4 protein-coding genes are annotated in these 7,389 nt (G+C 68.7%); all 4 read right to left on the bottom strand.

The window, feature by feature from the left end; all coding sequences use genetic code 11:
- Window positions 1-48: 48 nt before the first annotated feature.
- Window positions 49-3,174 (bottom strand): efflux RND transporter permease subunit, encoded by a 3,126-nt coding sequence (locus QMX79_RS18900; protein WP_282248149.1) that lies wholly within the window; start codon window positions 3,172-3,174, stop codon window positions 49-51.
- A complete protein-coding gene (locus tag QMX79_RS18895) occupies window positions 3,171-4,349 on the bottom strand; it encodes an efflux RND transporter periplasmic adaptor subunit (RefSeq protein WP_282248148.1) in 1,179 nt (392 codons plus the stop codon). The genes QMX79_RS18900 and QMX79_RS18895 overlap by 4 nt, the downstream gene beginning before the upstream one ends.
- 231 nt (window positions 4,350-4,580) lie before the next feature.
- A complete protein-coding gene (locus QMX79_RS18890) occupies window positions 4,581-6,641 on the bottom strand; it encodes a TonB-dependent copper receptor (RefSeq protein ID WP_282248147.1) in 2,061 nt (686 codons plus the stop codon).
- Window positions 6,642-6,715: 74 nt separating this feature from the next.
- Complete coding sequence (locus QMX79_RS18885) at window positions 6,716-7,237, bottom strand: DUF2946 family protein (protein WP_282248146.1); 522 nt, start codon at window positions 7,235-7,237, stop codon at window positions 6,716-6,718.
- Window positions 7,238-7,389: the final 152 nt, after the last annotated feature.

The following is a 7,389-nucleotide window of genomic DNA, read 5'->3' as shown; positions in this document are numbered from 1 at the left end:
CGCCAGGGGCGCAGCACGAATCCGGGGCCTTCCAGCCGCAGCGGCCGGTCAGGCATGGCCACCGACCGAAGGCGTTTCAGCTTCCTGCTTCTCCAGCTCACGGGCCACCGCTTCCGGCGAGCGCGTGTACGGCGCCAGCAGCGAATAGAACGCCGGGACCACGAACAGCGACAGGAAGGTGGAAACGGTGACGCCGAAGATCACCACGATGCCGATGGTGCCGCGGCTGGCCGAACCTGGGCCACCGGCCACCACCAGCGGGATCGCCCCGACCACGGTGGCTATGGAGGTCATCAGGATCGGGCGCAGGCGCACCATCGCCGATTCGACGATGGCGCGGTGTACATCACGCCCTTCATCGCGCAGCTGGTTGGCGAATTCGACGATCAGGATGCCGTTCTTGGCGGCCAGGCCGACCAGCATGACGATGCCGATCTGGCTGAACAGGTTGATGGTGCCCCCGCTGACATACAGGCCCAGCAGCGCGCCGAGCACGCCCAGCGGCACGGTGAGCATGATCACCAGCGGGTGGATGAAGCTTTCGAACTGTGCGGCCAGCACCAGGTACACCACCAGCAGGGCCATGGCGAAGGTGAGCAGCACCGCGCTGCCGGCGTTCTGGTATTCGCGCGATTCGCCCTTCCAGTCGATCTGCGCGTGCTGCGGCAGTTCTTCGCGTGCCGTCTGCTGGGCCCAGGCAATGGCCTCGCCAAGCGGGTAGCCCGGCGCGAGACCGGCGCTGATGGTGATCGCGCGCAGGCGGTTGAAGCGGTTGAGGTTGCCCGCCTCGGCCACTTCGCTGAGCGTGACCAGGTTGGACAGCGGCACCAGCTCACCATTGGTGGCGCGCACGCGGATGGCGGCGAGGTCGTCGGGCGAGGCGCGGCCTTCGCGGCCGGCCTGGACCAGCACGTCGTATTCCTCGCCGTTGTCGACGAAGGTGGTGACGCGGCGCGAGCCCATCATGGTTTCCAGCGCCGAACCGATCGCGGTGACCGACACGCCGAGGTCGGCCGCACGCTGGCGGTCGATGTTCACCCGCATCTGCGGGCGGGTTTCCTTGTAATCCGAATCGGGGCCGACCAGGCCGGGGTTGTCGGCCATGCGCTCGAGCATGCGGTCGCGCCACTGCGCGATTTCGGCGTATTCGGGCCCGCCCAGCACGATCTGGAACGGCTGGCCCTGGCTGCGGACCAGGCCGCCACCGACCTGGGTGCGCACGCGCACGCCGCGGATGCCATCGAGGTCCTTCTGCAGTTCAGCCGCCACTTCCGGCGTGGCGGTGGCGCGCTCGCGCCACGGCTGCAGGAACACGCTGATGCGGCCGGTGTGCATTTCCTCGCTTGCCCCGAAGCCACCGGGCACGCGCGGGTTGGCACGCACGATGGGTTTGTCATCGCCGACGTAGCCGGCCACGATCTTTTCCACCTGCTGCACCTGGCCCACGGTGTAGTCGTAGCCGGCGCCTTCGGGGCCGTCGATCATGATCTGGAACGAGCCACGGTCTTCGGCCGGGGCCAGTTCGGAGGGCAGCACCTTGAGCAGCAGCGCGCTGGCGGCCAGCGACAGCAGCATCACCACCGCGTAGATCCAGGTCTTTCCCACGTGCTTGTCGAGCACGCGGCCGTAGGCGGCCGAGACGCGATCCAGGTTGCGGTTGATCAGCCCGTGCAGGCCGCGCGGCGCCTGGCCGGTGTGCGGCTTGAGCAGCTTGGAGGCCATCATCGGGGTGAGCGTCAGCGACACGAACGCCGACAGCGCCACGGCGGCGGCCAGCGCTACGGCCAGCTCGCGGAACAGGCGGCCGGTGTTGCCTTCCAGGAAACCGACCGGCAGGAACACGGCGACCAGCACGGCGGTGGTGGCGATGACCGCGAAGGCCACCTGTGCGGTGCCGCGCTTGGAAGCCACCAGCGGTGGCTCGCCCAGGTCGATGCGGCGCTGCACGTTTTCGACCACGACGATGGCATCGTCCACCACCAGGCCGATACACAGCACCAGTGCGAGCAGGGTCAGCAGGTTGATCGAGAAGCCGAAGGCATACAGGGCGATGAAGGCGGCCACCAGGCAGACCGGCACGGTCACCGCTGGAATCAACGCGGCGCGGAAACTGCCCAGGAACAGCCAGATCACCGCCAGCACCAGCAGCATGGCTTCCACCAGCGTGGCGTACACGCGGTCCACGGCGGCTTCAATGAAGGTGGTGTTGTCGAAGGCCACGAAGATGTGGGTGCCTTCGGGCAGGGTCAGCCCGACCCGTTCGGCTTCGGCGCGCGCGGTGCGCGCCACGTCCAGCGAGTTGGCGGTAGAGGTCTTGACGATGCCCAGGCCGATGCCGGGTTCGCCGTTGCTGCGGTAATACGCGCGGCGTTCGGAGGAGGCCAGTTCGATCTTGGCCACGTCGCCCATGCGCACCACGTAGCCATCGGCGCCCTTGCCGAGCGGGATGGTGGCGAAGTCTTCGGGCTTTACGTAGTTGCGCTCCACGCGCAGGGTGAAGTCGCGGTCGGCCGATTCGATGCGGCCGGCCGGCAGTTCGACGTTTTCGTTGCGCAGCGCGGTTTCCACATCTCCCACGGTCAGGCCGCGCGCGGCGAGCTGGTCGCGGTCGAGCCAGATGCGCATGGCATAGCGCTGGCGCCCGCCGATGCGGACCTGGGCCACGCCATCGAGGCTGGAGAAGCGGTCGACCACGTAGCGGTCGGCGTAGTCGCTCAGCTCCAGCGTGTTCATGCTGGAGGAGGTCATGTTGAACCAGATGATCGGGTCGGCGTCGCTCTCGACCTTGGCGATTTCCGGCGGGCGCGCCTCTTCGGGCATGCGGTCGGCGACGCGGCTGACGGCGTCGCGCACGTCGTTGGCGGCCGCTTCGATATCGCGGTTGGAGGTGAATTCGATGCTGACCTGGGCGCGCCCGTTGGAGCTGCGCGCGTTGATGGTGTCGATGCCTTCGATGCCGGCCAGGGCATCTTCCAGCACCTGGGTGATGCGGCTTTCGATGACGGCCGCCGAGGCGCCGGTGTAATCGACCGAGACCGAGACGATGGGCGGGTCGATCGCGGGCAGCTCGCGCAGGGTCAGGCGGGTGAACGACATGATGCCCAGCACGACCAGCAGCAGGCTCATCACCACGGCGAACACCGGCCGTTGGATGGAGATGTTGGAGAGCTTCATCCGGCGTTGCCCACGGGCGCAGCGGCAGCGGTCGCGCCGGTCGGGGCGCGGGTGGTGCCGGCCGGGGCCGGATCGGTGGCCTTCTCCGCGGCCGGGCTGACGGCCGGGGTGGCGGGCGCAGGTGCAGGCGTTGCAGCCGGCGCGGCGGTGTCATTCACCTTCAGGCCGGGACGCAGCTTGCCGGTGCCGTCGACGACGATGCGGTCGCCGGCCTTGAGCCCTTCGCGGATTTCAACGACGCCGGAGCGGCGCGCGCCGCTGACCACGTCGACGCGTTCGACCACGTGGTCGGGTTTGACGCGGAACACGAAGGAGTCGCGGCCGACCTGGACCACGGCGATTTCGGGAATGACCAGCGCCTGGCGTTCGGGGCGGAACATGCGCACGTCGAGCAGCATGCCCGGGCGCAGGGCGTGGTCGGCGTTGATGAAGTCGGCGCGCACGGTGACGGCGCGGGTGCCGGGATCGACGCGGGTATCGATGGTGGCCACGTCGCCTTCGAAGGTGCGGCCCGGGTAGGCGACGCTGGTGGCGCTGACCTTGTCACCCTTGGCCAGCGAGGCCAGTTCGGCTTCGGGCACCTGGAAATCGACGTGCATGCGTTCGATGTCGTCGAGGGTGGCGATGACGGTGGTGGGGGTGACCAGCGAGCCTTCGCTGACCTGGCGGATGCCGAGCACGCCGGCAAACGGCGCGCGCACGCGGCGGTCGCCGATGTCGGACTGCATTTCGCGCACGCGGGCTTCGGCGGCATCGCGGATGGCGCGCTGGGTGTCGAGGGTGGCGCTGGCGACGAGCTGCTGGGCGGCCAGTTCACGCTGGCGCTTGTACAGCTGGTCGGCTTCGGCAAAGGTGGCCTGGGCCTGCAGCAGGGCCGCTTCCTGGGCCTGGCCGCGCAGGGTGACCAGGGGGGTGCCGGCGGAGACCTGCTGGCCGCTGTCGAAGTGCACGGTTTCGATGATTTCGCTGACCTTGGCGGTGATGGTCACCGACTCACGGGCCTTGGCGGTGCCCAGTGCCTGCAGGGTGTCGCTCCAGGCGGAGGTCTGCACCACCTGGGTGGTCACCGGCACGACTTCGGCCTGCCGGCGGGCGGCTTGGTCCTTGCTGCCACACCCGGCCAGGATGACCAGGCCGAGGCCGGCAATGATGCGTGCGGTGATGCGTCCCGACATGAAGTACAGCCCTTGATGTTCCACGACCGGCAAGTGTAGCCACGACCTGCGTCAGGCATATGTGCCAAGCGTTTACCGGCACCTTCACATCACCCGGTGACACGCGCAACCCCTTTCGTGCTGGGGCCTTCGGGGCGTGTAACGGCATGTGTCAACGCATGTCGGATTGCGTCTCCACGGGTACGGGCGGGTATCGACCAAACGTCGACACCCGCCGCGCGTGGTTTTACCTCAGTACCGGTAATTCACCTTCATCCAGACCGTGCGGCCGGGCTCGTTGATGCGCACCGGATCGGCGGGGAAGCCGAAATCGGCGCTGCCGGCGAGGTTGAGGTGCTCGCTGTAGGCGCGGTCGAACAGGTTGTCCACGCCTGCGCTGAGCTGCAGTGCATCGCTGATGCGGTAGCCGGCGTTGAGCGCGAGCGTGGCGAAGCCGGCGCTTGGGCCAAGGTCACGCGCGACCACGTTGCCCTGCCCCGGCGCGACGCGGTTCTGGCGGGTCACTGCGCGGGCCAGTGCACCCGCACTCCAGCGCGCGCCTTCCCAGCCTGCGCTCAGGCGTGCTTCCAGCGGCGGCATCTGCGGCAGTGCGCCGCCATCGGTGCGGTTTTCGCCCCATGCGTAGGCCAGCGTGCCGCCGAGCTTCCAGCCCTGCCCGAGCGCGAACTCGGCGCCCGCTTCGGCGCCGGCAATGCGTGCGTCGACGTTGCTGGCCTGGGTGGTGCTGCCCATCATGCCGCCGTCGCGGTAGGTGAACAGGATGTAGTCCTGGAGGCGCCCGGCGTACGCCGACACCCATGCGTTGACCCGCTCATCGCGGTACTGCAGGCCGATGTCGAGCTGGGTGGTCTTTTCCGGCTGCACTGCGCTGAAGGCATTGATGCTGCCGGCCGGCCCCATGTCCGGCGAGAACAGCTCCCAGTAATCGGGCATGCGTTCGCTGTGGCCGATCCCGGCGTAGGTGGTCAGCGCGCTGCTGATGTCCCGCTCGAAACGCAGGAAGCCACTGCCCAGGTCTTCGCGGCGGCGCTGCCCGGCGGTCGGGTTCGGCATCGCCATCATGCCGGTGGTGGCGCGCTCGTCGGTGACTTCGGCGCGATCGATGCGCAGTCCACTCACCCAACGTTGCTCGGTGCCTTCGCCAAGCGTGATCTCGGTGAACACGCCCTGGTTCTTCTGGCGTGCGTCGGTGGACCATGGCGTGAGCCGGTAGGTGTTGCGTCCCATGCCGTTGCGGCTGCGGTGGCGGCTGTCGAGCGCGTCCACGCCGGCGACGATGGCGATGTCCTGCCAGCGCCATTCGGAGGCGATGCGACCGCCGGTGGTCCGGCGATCGACATTCGAGGCCATCGGCATGGGCATGCTGCTGGCCGGGTTCGGGTCGCGCAGGGTGTAGTTGTCCATGACGTGGTCGGCGTCGTTGTAGTACACGTTGGCCTGCAGTTTGTCCCACGCACCGGGCAGGTTGTCGCGCTCGAAGCGCGCGGCGTAGCTGGTGCGCTTGAACGCGGCGCCATCCATGCCACGCCCGGCATAACGCGCGATGGCATCGCCGGTGCCGGCGGACAGCTCCAGCACGGTGTCTGCATCCGGGGTCCAGCCCACGGCGACATCGCTGTTCCACTTGCGCCACTTCGACGGCACCACGTCGCCATTGCCGTCCTTGTAGTCGTCCGCTTCGGAACGATTGCCGTTGACCCGCACGTAGCCCTGCGAGGCACCGGCGGTGAGGTCGAGCACCTGGTCGTTGCGGTTGCGCGAGCCGACCAGCGCGCTGGCATCCAGGTCGATGCCCGGGGCGTCGAAGCGCGGGGTATCGCGCTCGAAACGCACCGTGCCCGCGGAAGCGCCGGCGCCCCAGCGCACGCTCTGCGGGCCCTTGATGATGGTCAGGCGGTCGAACGTTTCCGGGGCGATGTAGGACAGCGGGTTGTCCATGCGCGAGGGGCAGGCACCGATCAGGTTGCCTTCGTTGCTGACGATGTTCAGGCGCGAACCGAACATGCCGCGCAGCACCGGGTCGCCGTTGGTGCCGCCATTACGGATGGCGGCAAAGCCGGGCACGGTCTTGAGGTAATCGGCACCGTCGCTGGCCGGCACCGGCTGGCGCGGCAGGCGCGGGTCGGTGACCCAGTGCAGTGGCGACGAGGGCGCACTGGCGGTGACCACCAGGGTGTCGAGCGTGCGCGCGTCGTCGCGCTCGGCGGCCTGCAGCGGCAGCGCGGCCAGGGCAAGCGACAGGGAAACAGACAGGCGCGTCATTGCGCCCGCGCTGCGGGAGGAAAGCTTCATGGTGGAACTCCGGAAAACGCACAGGCGCGCGGCGCCATCACGGCGTCGCGCAACAGGAAAAAGAAGGGGCGGTTTCAGGCGTGAAGCGGGGGGCCGCGGGCGGCGTGGGCAGGCCAGCGCAGGCTGCGCGGCGTGGCGACGCTGCGCAGCACCGGCGGGGCGATGACCGGCAACGCCGGCAGCAAAACGAGCAGCACTGCCAGCCACGGCATCAACCGCGAGGCCATCATGCAGTATTCGCAGGCCTCGCCATGGCCGGCATGTGGGTCGATCGGGGCAGCGGGTTCGGTGTGCGCCGGTGCGGTGGCATGGCCTGGCATGTCGTGCATGGACATGTGGTGCATCGCCATGTCGTGCGTCGCGCTGTCGCTTGCCGCCATCACGTGCATGTCGTGGTGCGACATGCCGGAATGCGGCGCGGGTTCAATGTCGGCCGGGCTGGGGGGCATGACATGCGCCATGCCACCGGGCATCAGCATCACCGACGGGCCCTGGGCCTGCTGCCAGCGGCTGACCAGTGGCGCCAGCGCCATCAGCAGCGTCGCCACGAAGGCGAGCTGCAGCAGGACGGCAAACGGGCGGCGACGGCGGTTCACCCTGCCATGGTAGCGCCGTCGGTCCGCGCGGGCCCCGGCCTCCCCTGCGACCAACCGTCGCAGAGGGCCGGCCAACGGCCGGCGCTACCGAGGGTTACCGGAGCCGGTGATGGGTTGATCCAGATCCCAATGGGCCCGTAAAAATTCGTAGC

The sequence above is a fragment of the Stenotrophomonas sp. PS02300 genome (assembly GCF_029959395.1).
In the GTDB taxonomy this organism is placed as follows: domain Bacteria; phylum Pseudomonadota; class Gammaproteobacteria; order Xanthomonadales; family Xanthomonadaceae; genus Stenotrophomonas; species Stenotrophomonas maltophilia_AD.
The sequence above is the reverse complement of the archived record's forward strand: the minus strand, read 5'-3'. Positions and strand labels throughout refer to the sequence as shown.